The organism is Arthrobacter sp. H20, assembly GCF_000520515.1.
In the GTDB taxonomy this organism is placed as follows: domain Bacteria; phylum Actinomycetota; class Actinomycetes; order Actinomycetales; family Micrococcaceae; genus Arthrobacter_D.
The window spans coordinates 13,458-33,649 of record NZ_KI914736.1; the positions used below are offsets into that span (position 1 = coordinate 13,458).

16 protein-coding genes and 1 tRNA gene are annotated in these 20,192 nt (G+C 64.0%); 4 read left to right on the plus strand and 13 right to left on the minus strand.

Annotated elements, in window-relative coordinates; all coding sequences use genetic code 11:
• On the minus strand, positions 1-900 hold a 900-nt coding region (locus Y703_RS22415; RefSeq protein WP_026552815.1), incomplete at its 3' end, for a hypothetical protein.
• A 288-nt stretch (positions 901-1,188) separates the two neighbouring features.
• Between Y703_RS22415 and Y703_RS0111530 the strand changes: the two genes are divergently transcribed.
• A complete protein-coding gene (locus tag Y703_RS0111530; protein ID WP_026552816.1) occupies positions 1,189-1,428 on the plus strand; it encodes a DUF3073 domain-containing protein in 240 nt (79 codons plus the stop codon).
• A 107-nt stretch (positions 1,429-1,535) separates the two neighbouring features.
• Here the strand turns inward: Y703_RS0111530 and purM are convergent, their stop codons facing one another.
• From purM to Y703_RS0111565, 7 genes are all read right to left on the minus strand, one after another.
• Positions 1,536-2,660 carry a phosphoribosylformylglycinamidine cyclo-ligase gene (gene purM / locus Y703_RS0111535; protein WP_026552817.1) on the minus strand — a complete coding sequence of 375 codons (1,125 nt, stop codon included), beginning with the start codon at positions 2,658-2,660 and terminating at the stop codon, positions 1,536-1,538.
• Complete coding sequence (gene purF / locus Y703_RS0111540) at positions 2,657-4,216, minus strand: amidophosphoribosyltransferase (protein WP_026552818.1); 1,560 nt, start codon at positions 4,214-4,216, stop codon at positions 2,657-2,659. Before purF ends, purM begins: the two co-directional genes overlap by 4 nt.
• 41 nt (positions 4,217-4,257) lie before the next feature.
• Positions 4,258-4,629, minus strand: a complete 372-nt coding sequence (locus tag Y703_RS0111545) for a hypothetical protein (RefSeq protein WP_026552819.1) — start codon at positions 4,627-4,629, stop codon at positions 4,258-4,260.
• 19 nt (positions 4,630-4,648) lie between these two features.
• On the minus strand, positions 4,649-6,088 hold the full coding sequence (locus Y703_RS19555) for a DUF2079 domain-containing protein (RefSeq protein WP_051427537.1): 1,440 nt from the start codon (positions 6,086-6,088) through the stop codon (positions 4,649-4,651).
• On the minus strand, positions 6,085-6,468 hold the full coding sequence (locus tag Y703_RS0111555) for a sterol carrier family protein (RefSeq protein WP_035764803.1): 384 nt from the start codon (positions 6,466-6,468) through the stop codon (positions 6,085-6,087). The genes Y703_RS19555 and Y703_RS0111555 overlap by 4 nt, the downstream gene beginning before the upstream one ends.
• The gene (locus Y703_RS0111560; protein WP_026552821.1) at positions 6,468-7,472 is read right to left on the minus strand and encodes an asparaginase; all 1,005 of its coding nucleotides are present in this window, start codon (positions 7,470-7,472) and stop codon (positions 6,468-6,470) included. The genes Y703_RS0111555 and Y703_RS0111560 overlap by 1 nt, the downstream gene beginning before the upstream one ends.
• A 90-nt stretch (positions 7,473-7,562) precedes the next feature.
• Positions 7,563-9,122, minus strand: coding sequence for a molybdopterin-dependent oxidoreductase (locus Y703_RS0111565; protein ID WP_035764806.1), 1,560 nt, complete (start codon positions 9,120-9,122; stop codon positions 7,563-7,565).
• Positions 9,123-9,225: 103 nt separating this feature from the next.
• On the opposite strand from Y703_RS0111565, the gene purD reads away from it, so the two are divergent.
• The 3 genes from purD (at position 9,226) to Y703_RS0111580 (ending at position 12,828) form a co-directional block, all read left to right on the plus strand.
• Positions 9,226-10,560 (plus strand): phosphoribosylamine--glycine ligase, encoded by a 1,335-nt coding sequence (purD, locus tag Y703_RS19560; RefSeq protein ID WP_035764809.1) that lies wholly within the window; start codon positions 9,226-9,228, stop codon positions 10,558-10,560.
• A 2-nt stretch (positions 10,561-10,562) separates the two neighbouring features.
• On the plus strand, positions 10,563-11,444 hold the full coding sequence (locus Y703_RS0111575) for a phosphoribosylaminoimidazolesuccinocarboxamide synthase (protein ID WP_026552823.1): 882 nt from the start codon (positions 10,563-10,565) through the stop codon (positions 11,442-11,444).
• Positions 11,445-11,601: 157 nt separating this feature from the next.
• Positions 11,602-12,828, plus strand: a complete 1,227-nt coding sequence (locus Y703_RS0111580) for a cation:proton antiporter (protein ID WP_026552824.1) — start codon at positions 11,602-11,604, stop codon at positions 12,826-12,828.
• Positions 12,829-12,987: 159 nt separating this feature from the next.
• Here the strand turns inward: Y703_RS0111580 and Y703_RS0111585 are convergent.
• The 5 genes from Y703_RS0111585 to Y703_RS19565 form a co-directional block, all read right to left on the minus strand.
• Positions 12,988-13,064: transfer RNA gene (locus Y703_RS0111585), tRNA-Pro, on the minus strand.
• Between the two features lie 75 nt (positions 13,065-13,139).
• Positions 13,140-14,930 (minus strand): ABC transporter ATP-binding protein, encoded by a 1,791-nt coding sequence (locus Y703_RS0111590; RefSeq protein ID WP_026552825.1) that lies wholly within the window; start codon positions 14,928-14,930, stop codon positions 13,140-13,142.
• A gap of 56 nt (positions 14,931-14,986) precedes the next feature.
• Positions 14,987-16,813 carry an ABC transporter ATP-binding protein gene (locus Y703_RS0111595; protein WP_026552826.1) on the minus strand — a complete coding sequence of 609 codons (1,827 nt, stop codon included), beginning with the start codon at positions 16,811-16,813 and terminating at the stop codon, positions 14,987-14,989.
• Positions 16,814-16,938: 125 nt separating this feature from the next.
• Positions 16,939-17,868, minus strand: coding sequence for a metallophosphoesterase (locus Y703_RS0111600; protein WP_026552827.1), 930 nt, complete (start codon positions 17,866-17,868; stop codon positions 16,939-16,941).
• 3 nt (positions 17,869-17,871) lie between these two features.
• On the minus strand, positions 17,872-20,172 hold the full coding sequence (locus Y703_RS19565; RefSeq protein ID WP_051427540.1) for a transglycosylase domain-containing protein: 2,301 nt from the start codon (positions 20,170-20,172) through the stop codon (positions 17,872-17,874).
• Positions 20,173-20,192: the final 20 nt, after the last annotated feature.

A 20,192-nucleotide genomic window follows, 5' to 3' on the forward strand; every position in this document is an offset into this window, starting at 1 on the left:
CTGCTCGGCCGGCACTTCCGGATAACCGCCGGCCCGGCCGGAGTCACCGGGCTGGCCCGGGGGCCCATCGGGGCTCGCCGCGGGTGGAGCGGACATACCGATGGGCAGGCTTGCCGGATCTATGGTCGGCGCGCTGGCGCCGCCCATTTCACCCACGGTGTCGTCATGATGCGCTGCAGTAGCAGCTGCAGTAGCAGTAGCAGTAGCATCGGTGGCATCGGCTGCTGAGGTAGCCGATACAGGGTTGGACGTCAGCGAATCAGATTCGGGGTCAGCGGCGACAAAGAGGCGCTCCCACCGCAGCTCGTCAGTGACTGCTGCAGTCCATTGGGGTGCTGCAGCGTCAGCGGCGAAGTTCGGCAGGGCTCGGCCGGCGTCGGTGTTGTCTGGGATGAAGTCCTCGGCTTCAGGGGAGCCGTCGCTGTCAGCGTCAGGCACGTGGCCGGCGTCAGAAGCGCCAGAGGCGTGAGGCTCAGCCGTGTCCTCAGTCAGACCCGTGTCGCCAGCAGCACCGCCGGCGGGGGCGGTTCCCACCGGCGTCGCCTTCGACGTCGGATCCGCTGCTGCGACAGTCCCAGCGACCAACTGGCCCGCGTCAAGTGCTTCCTGCTCGACCCGGCGGGCCTCGGCAGCGGTCTCCTCAAGCGACGCTGCCCGCGCCGTCTCCTCGCTGATCTGCGCCGGGTTGAGGGACGGCTCAACCAACTGGACATCGTCGGCGGAGACTGACAGTTCCGGCCCTATCGTCTCGGGGGAAACCTCAGCGTCGCTGAGCTGCACGGTATCGGGGTCGATCAGCTGAGGCTCAGCAACGTGGAACTGTTCGGGCTGCGGCACTTCGGCGCCGTCCTTTTCCGGATCGGACTCAGAGCCCCCCGTGGTGTGCTCCTGATCGCTCATGGTGTTCGGCCCTGCCTTCTACGTTCTCGTGCGTGCGGCCAAAAATGCAGGCTCTTCCGATACGACTTTAGCCAAGTTTTGCCTGCGGCACGCAGGAGCAGGCAAAACTAAGCCTCCTGACGAAGGTTGACGATTTATGGGTGGCCGGGAGGGCGCACGCGGAGGCCGGGAAAGCATGTAATCTATAGAGACGACAAACTGACCAAATACTCCGGGGCCTCGCTGCAGCCTTGGGCCGATAGGGCCCCAGTGACCACCTCCGGATCGACGCACAAAGGGGGTCACGCCATGGGGCGCGGCCGTCAAAAGGCAAAAGCTACCAAGCAGGCTCGGGACATGAAGTATTTCAGCCCCGCTACTGATTACACGGCACTGCAGCGAGAGCTCACAGGCCCGGGAGAGCGAGCCTCCAAACGATCAGCGGACCCGATGGAGCCGGTTGAACCGGACTATTCGGATTACGCTGACAAGTACGCAGATGTGGCAGACGACGATGAGGGCGACGGGGGATCGCGCCGCACTGGTTGATTCATCGCCCGCAGCACCAAAAAAGTGGGGTACCCGCAAGTGAGCCGTTGCGCAACGACTAACCTGCGGCTACCCCACTTTTTTGTGCCCTCGCGGGGGCTGAAAGCCTACGCGTAGTGGCCCTCAAGGCGTACCGACCCGCCGTCGACACCCTTGGCTCCCTGCACGTAGTCAGGCCCTGCAGTGGACTCGCCGGAGGCTGCTGCGACCTGTCCCATCACCCACGCGGGAACGCCGCGCTCGGTCAGCCGCGCGACAGCGGCGTCGGCAGCTGGCGCCGACACGACAGCTACCATTCCCACACCGAGGTTAAGGGTGCGTTCCAGATCAGGCAGCGGCACAGCTCCGAGTTCTGCGACCAGTTTGAAGATGGCGGGCAGCTCCCAGGTGGAGCGGTCAACCGTCGCTTCCAGTCCGTGCGGGAGCACGCGGGCCAGATTCGCTGCGAGACCGCCTCCAGTGACATGGCTGAAGCCGTGGACGCCGGCATCGTTGGCGACGGGCAGGAAACGTGCCAGGTCCAGGCAATCGGCGGCGTAGACGCGGGTCGGCTCGAGGAGTTCTTCGCCGAGGGTGCGCCCCAACTCGCTGACCTGGCGGTCCAGTGCCCAGCCGGCCTGGTTGATGATCCGTCGCACCAGGGAATACCCGTTGGAGTGCAGCCCCGACGACGCCATCCCGATGACTACGTCTCCCACACGCACCCGGTCAGGGCCGAGCAGCGAGTCGGCTTCGACCACGCCGGTAGCTGCGCCAGCGACGTCGTACTCGTGCTCCCCCAGGAGGCCAGGGTGCTCGGCGGTTTCGCCACCCACGAGGGCGGCGCCTGCCACTGAGCAGGCTGCGGCGATGCCCCGGACAATATCGGCAATGCGTTCCGGCACAACCTTGCCGCACGCGATGTAATCGGTCATGAAGAGCGGCTCCGCGCCGACCACCACGATGTCGTCCACCACCATTCCCACCAGGTCAAACCCGATGGTGTCGTGGATGTCCATGGCCTGCGCAATGGCAACTTTGGTGCCGACGCCGTCTGTCGACGTCGCGAGCAGCGGCTTGCGATAGGTCAGCAGCCGGGAGGCGTCGTAGAGTCCCGCGAAACCCCCAACCCCACCAATGACCTGCGGGCCGTGGGTGGCCCGCACCGCGTCCTTCATCAATTCGACGGCGCGGTCACCCGCCTCGACGTCAACCCCGGCGCTGGCATAGGTGATGGGGGAATTGGTGCTCATACCCGTTCTTTCTTGTCTTCGTCGGTCAGCACTGCTTCAAGGTCGCTATCGGGGCCGGGATCGCAGCCGTTGGAGCCAGGATCGTCGGCGGGGTCACGCCGCTCAAGCAGGTTCTTCCCCCGGCGTTCCTCAGCCGGAAGCGCAATCGGGTAGTCGCCGGTGAAGCAGGCGGTGCAGAGCCGCTCGCGGGGCTGCTCGGTGGCAGCGATCATTCCGTCTTCGGAAATGTAGGCGAGGCTGTCAGCACCAACCGAGTTGCTGATCTGCTCCACTGCCGCGCCGTTGGCGATGAGCTCGGCGCGGGACGCGAAGTCGATGCCGTAGAAACACGGCCAGCGGACCGGTGGGGAGGAGATCTTCACGTGCACTGAGGCGGCACCGGCTTCGCGGAGCATCCGTACCACTGCGCGTTGCGTGTTGCCGCGCACAATCGAATCATCAACCACGATGATCCGCTTGCCCCGGATGACCGACTCCAGCGCGTTGAGCTTCAGGCGGATGCCGAGCTGGCGGAGAGTCTGGCTCGGCTGGATGAACGTGCGGCCCACATAGGAATTCTTTACGAATCCGTGAGCGAACGGGATGCCCGACTGTTCAGCAAATCCCACTGCGGCAGGGGTCCCGGATTCGGGGACCGGGATGACGACGTCGGCCTCGGCAGAGTTCTCGCGGGCCAACTGTCGGCCCATTTCCACCCGGGCCTCGTAGACCGAGCGGCCGGCGATGGCTGCGTCCGGCCGGGCCAGATAGACGTACTCGAAGACGCAGCCAGCTTTGGTGGGCTTGGCGAATTGCCGGGTCCGGACGCCGGCCTCGTCGATGGCGATGAATTCGCCGGGCTCAATTTCCCTGATGAAACTGGCGCCGACCGTGGCGAGTGCTGCCTGCTCGGAAGCAACAACCCAACCCCGTTCCAGGCGGCCGAGGACCAGCGGACGGACGCCATGTGGGTCACGTGCCGCGTAGAGGGTGCCCTCATCCATGAAGACGAAGCAGAAGGCGCCGTTGATCTTCGGGAGCAGACCGAGGGCTGTCTCTTCGAGGGACCGGCCGTCGTCGCCCGCCAGGAGGGTGGTCACCAGCGCAGTGTCTGAGGTGTTGCCCTGGGCCATTTCACCGCTGCGGGGCTTCCCATGCCGGGCGAGGACCAGCTGGTAGAGATCTGCCGAATTGGTGAGGTTGCCGTTGTGCGCCAGGGCAACGGTGCCGACGGCGGTGGCGCCCAGGGTGGGCTGGGCGTTGGCCCAATTGGAGGAGCCGGTGGTCGAGTAGCGACAGTGCCCAACCGCTATATGACCCTCAAGGGTGTTGAGAGTGGTTTCGTCGAAAACCTGTGACACCAAGCCCATGTCTTTGTAGACGCTGATCCGCTCGCCGTTGCTGGTGGCGATGCCAGCAGATTCCTGACCCCGGTGCTGGAGGGCGTACAAACCGTAGTAGGCGAGCTTGGCAACCTCCTCGCCTGGAGCCCACACACCGAATACACCGCAGGCATCCTGGGGTCCCTTCTCGCCTGGAAGAAGGTCATGGGAAAGATTTCCGTCACCGCGAGCCATTGCATCATTCTCTCACGCGTTCGCCCCGGTGCGTCCACCGGTCAGTCGGAGTGTGAGTCGTCGTCGTAGGTTCGCTGGGCCACCGCGCGCTTGGAGCGGCGGACGCTGATCCGGTCCAGCACCAGAACCAGCAGGGCGCCGAGCAGCAGGCCGGGGATCGCGAACACCATGATGAAGAAACCGAAGATGGATTCGCGGGTCAGGGTGGCGTCTCCGGGCCCGGCGTAAGCCACGATCGCTGCCACAATGACTCCCACCAGCACGCCGAGTCCCATGAATGGTGCGAATCGCGGCGCACGGCGCACAATCACTTCCCGGCGTGCCGGGCTCTCGCCGGCGTTGGCACCTGTCGGCACGGTGCCGGGTGTTGCATCTTCGTCCCCGTCACGGGGTGGGTGCTGCTCTGAACTCATAGGTTAAGGCTACCGGCGTTTAGCCGATCCTCCGGACCAGTTGATACCCGTCCTCCTGGAAGATGAGTTCGTAGGAGGATCCAGGGTAGGTCTCCTCAGCATGCACCACAGCGTTCTCCGGGTGGGCGGGGCCCCAGCTCCAGTCCTGGTTGTCGACGATCAAATACTCAGGTGGCGGATTCTCGTTGCCCAGCCAGAACACCTCAGAGTCCGGCACCAGGTATGGCATCAGAACCACCCCGCTTTCCACGCTGCTGCCCTCGGGGATCTGGGCCATCAGCCGGTGAGCTGTTTCCCACCGCTCGGACTGGGTAAAGGTCTCCGGGTCGGCAATCTCACCCAGGGGTTGCGTTGGGAGCAGCACCAGGGCGACGACTGTCACCGCGGGCACCACAGCTGCGTCGGCTGACCGCAGCCAGCGCCGCTGTGAACCTCGCGATGTTTCGATGGCGTCGATCAGCGCTGCAAACAGGACGGGCATCAGCACGGCACTGTAATGCCATTCGGGTCCCCAATACACGTCGTTGCCTGAGACGAAACGCCAGGCGAGCGTGGGCACCATAATGAGCGTTAGTGGCGACCTCAAGAACAGGAAGCCTCCGGCCAGCAGGAGCAGCCACACCGTTTCGTATTTGGCTCCGGCAGAGACGATGGCGATCATCGACCCGATCGGGTCGGCGAGCATTCCCCGGACGTCGATCCGGTCCGAGTAGTCGTACTGTCCACCGGTATTGAGCAGGGGCAGTATCACTGCCACGGAGAGCGCCAGCCAGCCAACGCCCCAGACGGCCAGCCACAGGCCGATCCGGTCCCGGTAGCGCCAGGCAATGAGCAGTCCGATCGCTGCGACTGTCAGCCCCAGGTCCTCTTTCACGAAGACCAGCAGCCCCGCCCAGACAACGGCGGCTCGCAGCCGCCCGTTGATCATTGCCTCAAGAGCCAGCGCCAGCAACAGTATAGCGAAGGCAATTTCGTGGAACTGTGCCGCGACTGCCGTCTGAAGGCCCCACGAGAGCCCGTAAGCTGCGCCGATGCAGGTACCGGTTACCGCGCCGAGCCGCCGGATGCCCACCCGCGCGATCACCAGGACCGATAGTCCGATGAGGATGTTCTGGAAAACCAACAGTGTCAGCCCCGACGGAAAGACCGCGTAGGCGGGGCCCAACAGCACCAGCAGCGGGTGGAAGTGGTCGCCGAGCAGGTTGAAGCCATCGCCCTTGATCGGCACAATCGGCGCATCGAATCCGGCATAGGCCTTGGCCAGCTGGGTGAAGATGCCGAGGTCCCAGGAGGGGGTGTCCATCCGGTTCCACTGGGCCACCGAGTAGACCGTATAGAGAACTGTCACGGCGAGAGCCGTGATCAGCGCCGCAGGGGGTTGTCGACGGACGGCCGACGCCGAGGATCGCAGCCCGTCGGTGAGGAAGGACGTTCGGTGGGTGAGGTGGTGGGCGGTCATGGGGTGGTTCGGGTATCGGTCGCGAACAGCGGAAGCCAGTCGCTCAGGTCGGCCCGCTGGCCGGACGCTGCTACCTTGCCCGCGCTGACGGCGTCGGACCAGTCAAGCGTCCCCGTCACCAAAGCCAGCCAGGTGGCGGCGTCAGTTTCCACCACGTTCGGCGGGGTGCCGCGGGTGTGGCGCGGCCCGGCGATGCACTGGGCTACGCCAAACGGGGGTACCCGCACTTCCACGCTGTTGCCGGGAGCTTGTTCGGCGAGTTCCTCCAGTGCGTACCGCACGGCGGTGGCCGTCTCGGGCCGTGCCGCAGAACCGGACTGCACCGCGTCGAGGGCCGTCCTGCCTACAGGAGCCAGGATGCGTCGTCGTGCCATAGCCACTACTCCATCAGGGCCAGGACCGGTGGTGCGAGCCGGAGCTGGCCCACCGGTTCGTTGCCGCCCAGGACCGGTGGCACTACCTTTTCCAGGACAGCGCCCACCTTGTCGACGTCGACGGCGCCGGCCGCCGCCAGAAGCGTCAGGCCCACCAGGGTGGTGGCGCGGATGTTACCGTCAAGAATTTTGAGGGCCAATGACACTCCGGTATCGGTCCCCATGACCAGAACGCCCTCGGCGCCGTTCTTGGAGAAGATGCCCAGATCCTCCATCACCACAGAGTTCTCCCGGCCACGGCCGTGGACCGCCCAGGGATAGTCGAGCATCGCTGTGGCGATGGTTGCGGCTCGGGCGTCGGCGTTCTTGTCGGATGGTGCACGGGAGAACTTGCCGATCCCGCGGGCCAGCCCCTTGAGCGAGACGGCGGCCAGGGGAGCGCCGCAACCGTCAACTCCCCAGTGCGCAACCTTTTCTTCGGTGTACTCCTCGATGACCGTGGCAATGCGTTGCTGCAGCGGGTGGGAAGGGTCGAGGTAGGTGGAGTGGTCCCAGTTGTTTTCGGTGCATGCCCAGAGGAAGGCGGCGTGTTTGCCGGAGCAGTTGAAGGCGATGCGCTGCTTGCCCTTTTCGTTGCGGATCAGCCAGTTGCGGGCTTCCTCGTCCTGGGGCCAGTCGGCCGGGCACTGGAGGTGCTCTTCGGAGACCCCCGCCGCGCTGAGCATGGTGCGGACCACATCCATGTGCTCGTGTGATCCCACATGGCTGGCGGCCGCCAGGGCCACCTGCGGGCCGCGCAACGGTACCCCTGACTGCATGGCCGCGAGCGCCTGAAAAGGTTTGAGCGTGGAGCGCGGGAACACGGGGGCGTTGATGTCGCCGAGTTCGGTGACCACGGTGCCGTCAGCAGCGAGGATGACTGCTGAGCCGAGGTGGCGCGATTCGATGAAGCCGTTGCGTTCCAGGACGGCGAGATCGACGGCATCGGAAGAGGAGAAGGTCTGAGGCATGAGACAAGTATCGCCTATCGGCCGATGCGGTGATGGAGCTTGTGCCCACCGGAGAGAACGGTCATCCAGTGGGCACAAGATTGGGAGGGGCTAGTTTGCGGTGAATTGCACCGACTGCCAGCCGGAGGCGCCGTCGGGCACCGTGTCGGCGCGGTCCTCGGTCTGAGCGCCGTCTGGGTCGTAGGCGCGGGCGCGGACGGTATGCGAGCCGGCGTCGACGTTGATCTCGTGGGACCACTGGCGCCACGTGTCCACCGATGCTTCGGCCGCGAGGGTGGCTTCCTCCCACTCGCCACCGTCAACCTGGACCTCTACCTTGGTGATGCCACGGTGCTGGGCCCAGGCGGATCCGCCGATGGTGAAGGCGCCGGCTGGAACCTGACCGAAGGACCGTGGCACTTCGACGCGGGCCATGGTCTTGATGGGGCCCTTCTCGGCCCATCCTCGGTCGGTCCAGTAGGCGGTCTTGTCAGCAAACCGGGTGACCTCGAGGTCAACCACCCACTTGGTGGCTGACACGTAGCCGTACAGGCCGGGGACCACCATGCGGACAGGGTAGCCGTGTTCCAGGGGCAGCGCCTCACCGTTCATGGAGATGGCGAGCATCGCGTCGCGGTCATCCTGCAGGATTGGCAGGGGGGTGGAGGCGCTGAAGCCGTCGGTGCTGGTGGAGAGCACCATGTCCGCGTCCCCGGTTGGCTTGGCACGGGCCAGCAGTTCGCGGATCGGGTAGCCGAGCCACTTGGCGTTGCCAGCCAGATTTCCGCCCACTGGGTTTGACACGCACGTCAGGGTGATGTGACGCTCGATCAACTCAGCGTCGAGCAGGTCCTGGAACGTGATGGTGAATTCTTCTTCGACCATCCCATGAACCCGCAGTTCCCAGCTCTCCAGGTCGATCTGGGGCACGCTCAGGGCGGTGTCGATGCGGTAGAAGTCAGGGTTAGGGGTGACCCAGGGGACTACTCCTTCAACGTCCACTTCGACACCGGAGGGCACTGCTGGCGCCGCGCTGGCAGGGGTGGGGAAGGTGAGGGCCTCGCGGGCCATGTTCACTGTGTTGCGGGCCCCAGCGATGGCACGGCCGCCAGCAGCCGCGGCGCCGGCAACAATTGCGGTGATGCCCGCGGCGACGAAGAAGGTGCGGCGGCTGGTACCGGTAGTTTCCCTTGCTGTCTCCTGGGCGCCGGCGTCGTGCGACGCATGCAATGACCGGATGAGGTAGCGCAGGGCGAGAAGTCCGACGGCGGTTCCGATCACTGTCGGCACAGCGTCCAGCAGGGTAGCCCCGGCACGGGAGATCACTGCCGCGACGATGACAGCACCCATCAGCACCACACCCGCAACGCCCAGCACCCATTTGCGGTACGCGACGATGCCCAGAATGGCGGCGAGGATGACGATAGTGACGCCCATGCCAACGAAGAGCGCCACCTTGTCATTGGTGCCGAACGTGGCGATCGCAAAGTCCTGCAGCCATGGTGGGGTGAAGTCGATGAAGGTGGAGCCGAGGGCGATCAACGGGGCGGCGCGGGCGGTGAGGAAAGCGCCCAACAGCTCTGCCACGCCCAGCACCAGACCCGCGGCGACTATTCCGGCCAGTGCTGCCAGAGTGGATCCTTTGCGCCCGAGGCGTAGTAAAGCTTTCATGCACCTTATTCGGAGTGGCCTGCAGTGAGTATGGGTTGTCATAGGGCCGATTAGCCCGTCATAGCTTCGCGAGGACTAGTCGGAGCCAGTACGCTGAATTACTGTGAAGGTTCTAGTGATAGGCCCCGGCGGCCGCGAACACGCCATTGTCCAAGCACTGCTCAGCGACCCGTTCGTGCACGAGGTGCAGGCCGCACCCGGCAACGCCGGTATCAGTGGCATCGTGCCCACCCACGCCGTCGACGCCGCAGACCCAGCCGCGGTGACCGCGCTGGCCCAGTCGCTGGGCTCGGACCTCGTGGTGATCGGCCCGGAAGCGCCACTCGCCGCAGGGGTAGCCGACGCACTGCGGGCGGCGGGGATCCCGGTGTTCGGTCCGTCCCAGGAAGCGGCGCAGCTGGAGGCATCCAAGGCCTTCGCCAAACAGATCATGGCGGCTGCCAACGTTCCTACCGGCATGGCGCGGGTCGCCTCGACCGCCGAGCAGGCCGCCGAGGCGTTGGACATCTTCGGCGTTCCCTATGTGGTGAAGGACGATGGGCTCGCTGCAGGCAAGGGAGTAGTTGTCACCGCCGACCGCGCCGAGGCCCTCGACCACGCTCAAGCCTGCTTTGACGCTGGCGGCACTGTAGTCATCGAGGAGTTCCTGGACGGCCCAGAGGTGTCCCTCTTTGTCCTCTCGGACGGCCGCACTGTTCTTCCCCTCGCACCGGTCCAGGACTTCAAGCGCATTTACGACGGCGACCAGGGCCCCAACACTGGCGGTATGGGTGCCTATTCGCCCCTGGACTGGGCGCCCGCGGGGCTGGTCGACGAGGTCATCGAGCGGATTGCCCAGCCCACTATCGATGAGATGGCGCACCGTGGCACCCCATTTGTCGGAGTCCTGTACGTGGGCCTGGCACTGACCGCCCGCGGCCTCCGTGTCATCGAGTTCAATGCCCGCTTCGGAGACCCTGAGACGCAGGCCGTGCTGGCCCGGTTGAAGACCCCCCTCGGCGGAGTCCTCATGGCTGGTGCCAAGGGCGGGCTGGACCGGGTCGAGAGTCTTAACTGGTCGCCGCAGTCAGCGGTGGCAGTGGTCCTGGCGTCGGAGAACTATCCGGACTCGCCCCGCACCGGGGACCGAGTGCGAGGCCTGAAGAAGGCCGAGGCAATCGACGGCGTCCAGGTGCTCCACGCCGGCACTGCCCTGAAGCACGGCAAAGTCGTGTCAGCTGGCGGGCGGGTACTCGCCGTCGTCGGGCTGGGAGATGATCTGGTTGCTGCGCGGGAAAAGGCGTACCGCGGTATTGCTCAGCTGGACCTCAAGGGCGGGCAATACCGCACCGACATTGCGCTGAAGGCCTCGCAAGGTGAGGTTGCAGTGGATCAGTCGGCTCCGTCGCCTTTGGCAGCCCTCTCCGCTGCATCGGCAACCACCCCCGCTGGCGCGTAACTGTGGAATTTGCGCCGTCGTTCATCGAGGTTCCTGGCTGGCAGCATGTCTATTCGGGGAAGGTGCGGGATCTCTATGGTCCCCTGACCGGTCCTGATGACCGGGTGCTCGTGGTCGCGAGTGACCGGATCAGCGCTTACGACTGGGTGTTGTCCTCCGAGATTCCAGACAAGGGCAGAGTATTGACCCAGCTGAGCCTGTGGTGGTTTGAGCAGCTCGCTGAGGTACCGCACCATGTGCTGTCCACCGATGTGCCCGCCGAGGTTGCCGGCCGGGCGATGATCTGCCGGAAACTGGAAATGTTCCCCGTCGAATGCATAGCCCGCGGCTACCTGACCGGATCAGGGCTGCTGGAGTACCGTGCGTCGGGCACCGTATGCTCACTTCCGCTGCCGGCCGGGCTGGTGGACGGGTCGCGGCTTGAGCCGGCATTGTTCACGCCGTCGGCCAAAGCTGCGGTGGGGGAGCACGACGAGAACATTGCCTATCACGAAGTCGTTGCGACGGTTGGCGCGACAGCGGCTGAGGAGCTGCGGCAGCTAACCTTGGCCATCTATGGCCGGGCCGAGAAGGTTGCCCGCTCGCGGGGAATTATCCTGGCCGACACGAAGGTGGAGTTTGGGCTGTCGACCGACGGGCAAATCACTCTGGGAGATGAAGTGTTGACCCCCGACTCGTCCCGCTTCTGGGATGCCGCCCTGTATGAGCCGGGGCAGGCTCAGCCGTCCTTCGACAAGCAGTTTGTGAGGGATTGGCTCACCTCGGACGCCTCCGGATGGGACAGGGTTACCGCTCCGCCGGAACTCCCGGGACAGATCATCGACAGGACCCGCGCCCGGTACATCGAAGCATACGAGCGGTTGACCGGCCTGACGTTCGCCTGATCCTGCCCGTTCGCCTAGTCGTGCAGGTTCGCCCTGATCCTGCCCGTTCGCCTAGTCGTGCAGGTTCGCCCTGTCCCGCTTTGCCTGAAAGTTCTAAGGCTACTGTGGGGTCGGTCAAGGGATTTCCTGGTGCTTTGGAAGGAGAGTGAAGGTCTAGATGGATATTAATCTCCTGTTGGCGCTCTTCGCCGGGGCGCTCCTTGTGTTCTCGGCCTTCTCTACCGTCCTCGAGAGAGTTGGCCTGCCGGGGCCCCTGTTGTGCCTGGCGTTCGGGACACTGATCGGCCCCCACGCCCTGGGTCTGTTGCGGGTGGAGGAACTTGGCGTGCCCACCGGCATTCTGTTGGAGGAGGCCACCCGGATTACCCTAGCGATTGGGCTCGCCGGGGTAGCCCTGCGCCTGCCACATGGATACTGGCGCGACAGTTTGCGCTGGATTGGGATAGCTATTGGCCTGGGCATGGTCCTGATGCTCATCGTTGCAACCGGGGTGTTGTGGTGGGGGTTGGGCCTCCCGTTCCTGGTGGCTCTGCTCCTCGGGGCGATCCTTACGCCGACCGACCCGGTGGTGACCACCCCGATCGTCACGGGGGTCTTGGCCGAGCAGAGAGTCTCCGAGCGGGTTCGGCACAATCTTTCGGCCGAAAGTGGGATCAACGACGGGGTGGCCTACCTGTTTGTAATGCTCCCGTTGCTGCTGATCACCGAGCCGGGGCTGGCCTGGCATGAGCTGGTGACGAAGGTCTTGTTGTGGGAGGTATTGGGCGCCGCCGTCGTCGGAGCACTGGCGGGATACCTGCTGGGAAGGCTCTTCAAATTTGTGCGCACCAAAGGCCTGATGGAGGAGAGCTCCTACCTCGGATTCATCCTGCCCCTGGCGCTGCTTCTGCTGGGGGCAGGCAAGCTCATCGGTACCGACGCTCTCCTAGCGGTCTTCGTTGGAGTGGCAGTCTTCGGCCAAGTTATTCCGCAGCGAGAGGAAGCACAGGAGGACAAGGTTCACGACGCTACAGCACGGTTGTTTCTGCTGCCGGTCTTCATTCTGCTGGGGTTGGCGCTGCCGATTGACGAGTGGATAAGGATGGGGTGGGTCGCACCCGTGGCGATCACCGCCGCCGTACTACTTCGTCGGATTCTCACCCTGTGGGCGCTGCGGCCCCTGTTGAAAAACATCCATGACCGTTCGGAGACAGCGTTCATGAGCTGGTTCGCGCCCGTCGGAGTCTCGGCGCTCTTCTATGCGACTATGGTCGAGCGCCACACCGGCAACCACCAGATATTCGTCTACACCGCGCTGGCCATCACTGGCTCAGTACTGGTGCATGGACTGACCTCGGCGCCGTTCAGCTCCTGGTTGAAGCACCGCGAACTGCAGGCCCGGTGAGGGACCCGCCCTGAGCAGGGTCACTACACCGCGGGTTTGCGGCCCCTCTTTCGGTCGCCGCCGCACGCAGTCCACTGATCGGCGTCGGTCGGTGGGATTATCTAGCCATCCCCACCGATCCTGGCTGATCGGTGGGACATTGCGTCGGGAGTCTTCCACTGGTCGGGGTGACAGGAATTGAACCTGCGACCTCGTCGTCCCGAACGACGCGCGCTACCAAGCTGCGCCACACCCCGAATCTGCTCCACCACTGCCGGAAGCGGCTGCCAGAGCAACCCACCAAGACTACCCGAGCAGCTGGGGATGTAAAGCTAGACCAGCGTCTCCTGCCAGGCCGCGTGGAGAGTAGCGAAGCGACCATCTCCGCCGATCAGTTCGGCCGGGGTGCCGTCCTCAACCACCTCACCGTCGTGGACCACCAGCACCCGGTCAGCGATAGCTACTGTGGACAGGCGGTGGGCGATGATCAGGGCGGTCCGGTTGCCGAGCAGCTTCTGCAGACCCTCCTGAACGAGTCGCTCGCTGGGGATGTCCAGCGATGAGGTGGCCTCGTCAAGGATCAGCACCGCAGGGTTCGCCAGGAACGCACGGGCGAAGCTGATCAGCTGCCGTTGACCCGAGGACACCCTGCCGCCTCGCTTGTTCACATCGGTGTCGTAGCCCTCGGGGAGGGACCGGATAAAGGCGTCGGCACCGACAGACCTGGCTGCTTCCTCGATCTCTTCGCGAGAGGCCTCCGGCCGGCCGAGGGCGATGTTGTCCGCCACGCTGCCGCTGAACAAGAACGCCTCCTGAGTCACCATGACGACGGCGCGCCGCAGGTCACGTGGGTCCACCTCCCTGATATCGATGCCGTCCAGGGTGATGCTGCCAGCCGAAACGTCATAGAACCGGGCAATAACCTTTGCGAGGGTGGACTTGCCCGCACCGGTCTGACCCACCAGCGCTATGGTCTGACCGGCCGGAATCCGTAGGTCCATGGTGGGCAGGATGACTGGACCATCGCCGTACCGGAACTCCACGCCGTCGAACCTGATTTCCCCGCGGGGATCCTTCAGCGGCACCGGGTTCCTCGGCGGACGGACGGTCGGCACTTCCTCAAGGAGACCCGACACCTTCTCCAACGCGGCCGACGCCGACTGGAACGAGTTGTAGAACATGGCCATTTGGTCCACCGGCTGGAAGAACCGTTTGCTGTAGAGCAGAAGGGCTAGCAGGGCACCGACCGCCAGGGTGCCATCAAGTACCCGGAAGCCACCAACCAGCAACACCACTGCCACCGTCACGTTGCCGATCAGCACCAGCCCCGGCTGGAAGATGCCGTTGAGGTTAATAGACCGGACGGTGACCTTGCGGTAGTCCTCGGCCAGTTCGTCGTATTTAGCTGCGTTGACTTCCTCGCGCCGGAAGGCCTTGACGGCGCGGATCCCGGTCATGGTCTCGATGAAGTGCACGATCAGCCGAGCGGAGACCACCCGGGAGGCACGGAAGGCAATCTGGGAGTGCTTCTGGTACCAGCGTGCCAGGAAGAACATCGGCACCGCAGCGACCAGAATCAGCAGACCGGTCCGCCAGTCCAGGATGAAAATCGTGATGGCGGTGAACAGCATGTACATCACGCCGGAGGCAAGAGAGCTCACACCTGAGTCCAGCAGTTCGCGCAGCGCCTCCAGATCGGAGGTCTGCCGGGAAATTATCCGCCCCGACGTGTACTTTTCGTGAAATTCCAGACTCAGCCGCTGCGTGTGCCGGAAGACGCGCAACCGCAGGTCCAACAGCATCGCCTGGCTGAGTAGGGCAGTCGCGCGGACGTACCCGGCGGTCAGGAAGGCAGTCAGGACGGCAGCAACCAAGTAGGTGAGCCCCGCCATGACAAGGTAAGTGGGGTCGCCGTCGAGCAAGGCGGGTAGCGCGTTGTCGATGCCGAACGCGATGATCGCCGGGCCTGCCACACGGGCGGCCTGGGACACGACCACCAGGGAGATGGTCCAGATGAACTGGCGCCGGTTGGGCCGGATGAGGGACCCCAGCAGGCGGAAGGACCGTGAGCGGACCGACTTGTTCTGGGCCTTGGAGAGGAGAACGTCGTCTTCATTGGTCACGCCCGACGACGTCCCGCTGCCGCGTGCCGAGCCGCTGTTCGGCTGTGGCGCTGTGCTCACGTGAGCGCCCCCTCGTCGTCGTTCTTCAGGTCTTCGAGTTCGGTGTCCAGGTCAGTCGGTTCATCGGGCAGGCTGGCAATCACGTACCGGTAGTGGGTATTGCGCACCAGCAGCTCGGTGTGGGTGCCGACGTCGGTCACCCGCCCGTCCTCCAGCAGGGCCACCCGGTCTGCGAGGGCAACAGTCGATGGCCGGTGGGCGACTATCAGTGTGGTGGTCTGATCAAGGACCTGACGCAGTCCTTCCTCCACCAACTCCTCGGTGCGCACATCCAGCGCAGACAATGGGTCATCAAGAACCAGAACCCGCGGGTTGGCCGCAATGGATCGGGCGAGCGCAATCCGCTGCCGCTGCCCGCCGGAGAGACTGAGGCCCTCCTCGCCGATCAGGGTGTCGACGCCGTCGGGCAGTGAATAGGCGAAGTGCGCCTGGGCGACGTCGAGGGCCTCGGCCAGGATGTCTTCGGCGTGTTTATCGTCCCGCGGTTCGGCACCCATCAGAACGTTTTCTCGGACCGAGTTGGAGAAGAGTGTGGTGTCCTCGAAGGCAACCGAGACGTGGGTGCGGAGATCGGCGATGGAGATGCTGCGCAGATCGGTTCCGTCGATCCTGATAGATCCGCCTGTCACCTCATGCAGGCGGGGGACCAGTTGCAGGAGGGTGCTCTTCCCGCATCCGGTGACCCCGACCAGGGCCATCGTCTCGCCGGGGCGCATGGTGAGGTTGATGCCGTTGAGGATATCGCGGGTGCCCTCCTCAGCGTCCGGGTAGCGGAAGTGCACGTCGGTGAACGTTACCTCGCCGCGGGGATCGACCAACCGGACTGGATCCTCGGGATCGGTGATGGTGTTGACCGACTCCATCACCTCGTAGTGCCGGTCGATGGCGGTCTTGGCGGTGAAGGTCATTGCCAGTAGCGGGCCGATGAATTCGACGGGAGTTGCGACTACTGCGGCGGTGGCGAAGAACGCCACCAGGGCGCCAATCGACAGGTCACCGTTGGCGGCGAACAGCACGCCGACCACCAGTGATGCACCCAGCGCCAGTTCGGGGAGCAGTGTCACGATCAACGAAAAGTTGGCGAGCGAGCGGGCCTTGTAGATTTCCGTCTGACGAAGCTCTTCTGCCTGCAGGTTGAAGCCCTCAAGGGCTTCGCGGCTGCGGCCGAAGGCTTTCAGGACCCGGATGCCGTGGACTGATTCCTCAACTGTGGTCGCCAGATCGCCGGCCTGGTCCTGGCTTTTCCGGGAGACCTTGCTGTAGGAGGTGCGGAAACGGAACCCGTAGATCATGATCGGCAGCGCAGCGGCAAGAAAGATCAGCGCCAGCGCCCACGAGGTGAGGAACATGATGACGACGCCGATCACTACAGTCAACGACGTCACCACCAGCATGATCAGACCGAATGCCATCCAGCGGCGCATGAGGTTCAGGTCAGTCATGGCGCGGGAGAGGAGTTGCCCGCTGCCCCAGCGATCGTGGAATGCGACGGTGAGGTCCTGCAAATGCCGGTAGAAAGACGTGCGCATATTCGTTTCGACGGTTGTCGCCGGAGCGATAACAAACTGGCGTCGCAGTGCAACGAACGTCGCCTCAAGGATGCCGAGCAGGAGGACGACACCGGCCGCGATCCACACCGTCGACGTTGCACCACCGACGGTGAGGGCATCGTTGATCAGCACACGGAAGACCTGAGGGATGGCCAGCGCCATCAGGCTGGCGCCCAGCGCACAGACGAGGCCAAGAATCAGCCGTGGCAAGATGGGCTTGATGTGTGGGTACAGCCGGCTGAGAGATTCCCACAGGGTGGTTTGAGTCTGCATACTTCTGTCTTTGACACTTAGAGGCGGAACTACCAGGAGCGGACAATTCGTGTCCCGTAGCAACTATCCTATGTCAGACCCTCACCTCTGTCAGGGGCGGCAGTCTCCAGTTGGGTTGACTGCGGCTACCGCTGGGTCAGGGTGAGCAGCACTGCTTCCGGTCGGCAGGCAAAGCGGACTGGGGCAAACCGGGAGGTGCCAATTCCTGCTGACACATTCAACGGGATGCTCCGCCCCTCGTGCTCCCAGTCGGTGACTCCGCGTGCCCGCCAGGTGGGAAGGTCGCAGTTGCTGACCAGGGCGCCGTAGCCCGGGATGCAGACCTGGCCGCCGTGGGTATGACCGGCGAGGATGAGGTGAGCGCCGCCAGCAGTGAAGTAATCAAGGACCCGCTGGTAAGGGGCGTGGGCGACGGCAATCCGGAGGTGCCGCGCATCAGGGGACGTGCTGCTGCCCGCTGGGTAGCCCACGTAGCTGTCACGGTTGATGTGCGGATCATCCACTCCGGTGAAGTCGAGCCGCAGGTTACCCATAGCCACCGACTGTGACCGGTTGGTGAGGTCGATCCATCCCGCGCTGCCAAAGCTTCTGAATAGCTCGGCCCAGGGTAGGGACTTCGGCGCGCGCCCGGTGCGGTGCTTTGACGGTCCGGAAAGGTACCGCAGAGGGTTGTTGATCACTGGGGCGTAGTAGTCGTTGGACCCGGGCACAAACACGCCGGGGAACTGCATCAGAGGGCCAAGCGCCTCAAGTAGCGGTTCAACTCCCTTGCGGTGGCTGAGGTTGTCACCGGTATTGACCACGAGGTCGGGTTTGAGCTCGGCCAACCCCTGCAGCCACTGCGTCTTGGCAACCTGGCGCGGTGCCATGTGAATGTCGGAGAGGTGCAAGACCCGCACTGGGCGGCTGCCCGGAGGGAGGATCGGCAGAGTCTCCTCCCGCAACTGGAACAGGTTGCGTTCCACCAGGGAGGCGTAACCGAAACCGGCTACGGCTACCGCTGCTGTTCCCCCCACAGCAATCGTCGCGGCGTCGAGTAGCTTCGATGAGCCCAAGAGTTAACCTTCGTCTTCGTTGTTGTCTGGATTCCGGGGGCCATTCTCCGGTGGGGCATCGGCGGGTGGCCCACTGTTCCCGGGGTCCCCCTGGTTGTTTCCTGGCCGGCCCTCCTGGTCGCCGTTCCCGTTGCCGGGCTGAGTCCGCGTGGTGGGACGCTGAGCGTTCAGCATGCGCTGCGGAGGATCAACAAATTCCTCGGCTGGGAAACGATCGGGGATCTGCTGCATGAAGCGCTCCCAGGAGGGAGCCGCAACAAACGCGCCATCGATCTCTTCATAGATCTGGCCACCAATCTGCAGGTCCGATAGGGAGACACTATTGGCCTTCCAGTTTCCGAGCCAGCTTGCGGTGGCCATCCCCGAGTTGTAGCCCATAAACCAGGTCTGTGACCGATCGTCATTGGTTCCCGTTTTGCCTGCCATGGGGACGTCGCCGTACTCCAGGAGTTGCCCGGACCCACGCTCCATCACTGCCTGAGTGGCGTAATTCATGCCCCGGGCGAGTTCCTCGGGAACTGCCTGTTCGCACGTCTGTTCCGGAACGGGGAAGCTGGTGCCGTCAACAGCAGTCACTTCGGTGAGAGCCCGTGGCTCACACGTCAGACCCTCAGCTCCCAACGCCGCGTAAGCCGTGGCCATGGACATCGGTGACACCTCACTACCGCCACCGATCAAGGCGGACGGTAGAACTTGTAGAGGGGTGTACTCGCCCTCCGAGCTCTTTCCATCGTGTACACCAAGATCAGCCGCGATTTGGAACGGCGTGCAGAGATCAATCTGGTCGGCCGTCTCCATGGTGACGGTGTTGTAGGACTTCGCGAGTCCTTCTAGCACGCTGTAGTTTCCATAGTTGATGTCGCCGTAGTTTTGAGGCTCGTAGGGTTCTGGTCCGGGATTTTCCCAGTAACCATTCTGGAGGCAACTGGCCTCCCACCGATCTTCCACTGGGTAGACTTTTTTGCTGCCGTCAACCACCGTGTTCAGCGCCCGGCCGTCCTCAAGCCAGCCGCCAACCGCAAACGGCTTAAATGTTGATCCCGGCTGGAATCCGCCAACTCCGCCTAGCGGTTTGGCCGGGTCTCCACCTTCGTACAGGTCGACATTGAAGTTCAGCACTGAATCGCCCGGCTCGGTGCCGGGCATGTATCGGGTGTTCTGTGCCATCACCAGGATGTCGCCGGTGCCCGGTTCCAAGCTGACCATCGAGTGACCAACCGACGGATCCGTGGAGTCCCGGTTAGCGGTCTCGGCGATTGCTGTCTGAGCTGCGGCCTGCGCCACGGAGTCCAACGTCGTCGTGATTGTCAGCCCGGCGCGGTACAGCGTGTCTTGCCGTGCTTCAAGGGTTTCGCCATAGGCCGCGTCATTCAGGACCAGATGGGTGACGTAGTCACAGAAGTACGGTGACTGCTCGGCGCCGACGCAGCCACTGAGTGTGGGGGTGATTTCCAAGCCCAGATCGGAAGCGACGGCGGCGTCGTACTCTTCCTGGGTGATGTGGCTGTTCGACAACATGGCGCCAAGTACCAGGTTGCGTCGCTCCAGTGCGCGCTCCGGATTGAGCTCCGGACTATAGAAGGTGGGTCCATTGACCACACCGGCGAGCAGCGCCGCCTGCTGAATGTTCAGGTCCGCGGCTTCAACGTTGAAGAAGTACTTCGACGCTGCCTGGACGCCGTAGGTGGTGCCGGTGAACGGCACAATGTTCATGTAGCCCTCAAGGATCTCGTCCTTGCTGAGCTCCTTCTCGACGGCGATGGCCAATTTCGCTTCGCGGAGCTTGTCGCCGAGGGTCTTGCCGCCGCTGAACGTGACCGATCCGTCGCCGCTCTGCAGACTGGCGTCGATCAGGACGTTATTGACGTATTGCTGGGTGATGGTGGAGGCACCGCGGGTGGTGTCGCTGCTGACGTTGCTCACTACAGCGCTCATGATGCCCTGCAGGTCCACGCCACCGTGCTCGTAGAACCGGGCGTCCTCAATAGCGAGGAGGGCGTTCACCATGTTGGGGGAGACCTGGTCGAGGGTGACTGGCTGGCGGTTCTCCTCATACAGGGTCGCGATGAGCGACCCGTCCGAGGCGAGAATCTTGGAAGGCTGGGCCAGGGCGCCGCGCTCCAGTTCCGCCGGCAGTTCTTCAAAGAACTGGATAGATGCGGAAGCACCGGTACCCGCCGCCGCAGCGACTGGGACCAGTAGACCCGCAGCAAGCACCCCACTCAAAGCACTGATTCCGAGAAACGCAATCATCTTCCCCAGGGTGGTTGCTGTGTCAAAGATCGGTGATTTACGAGCAGCCATTACTCCAGTTTACAAGCACG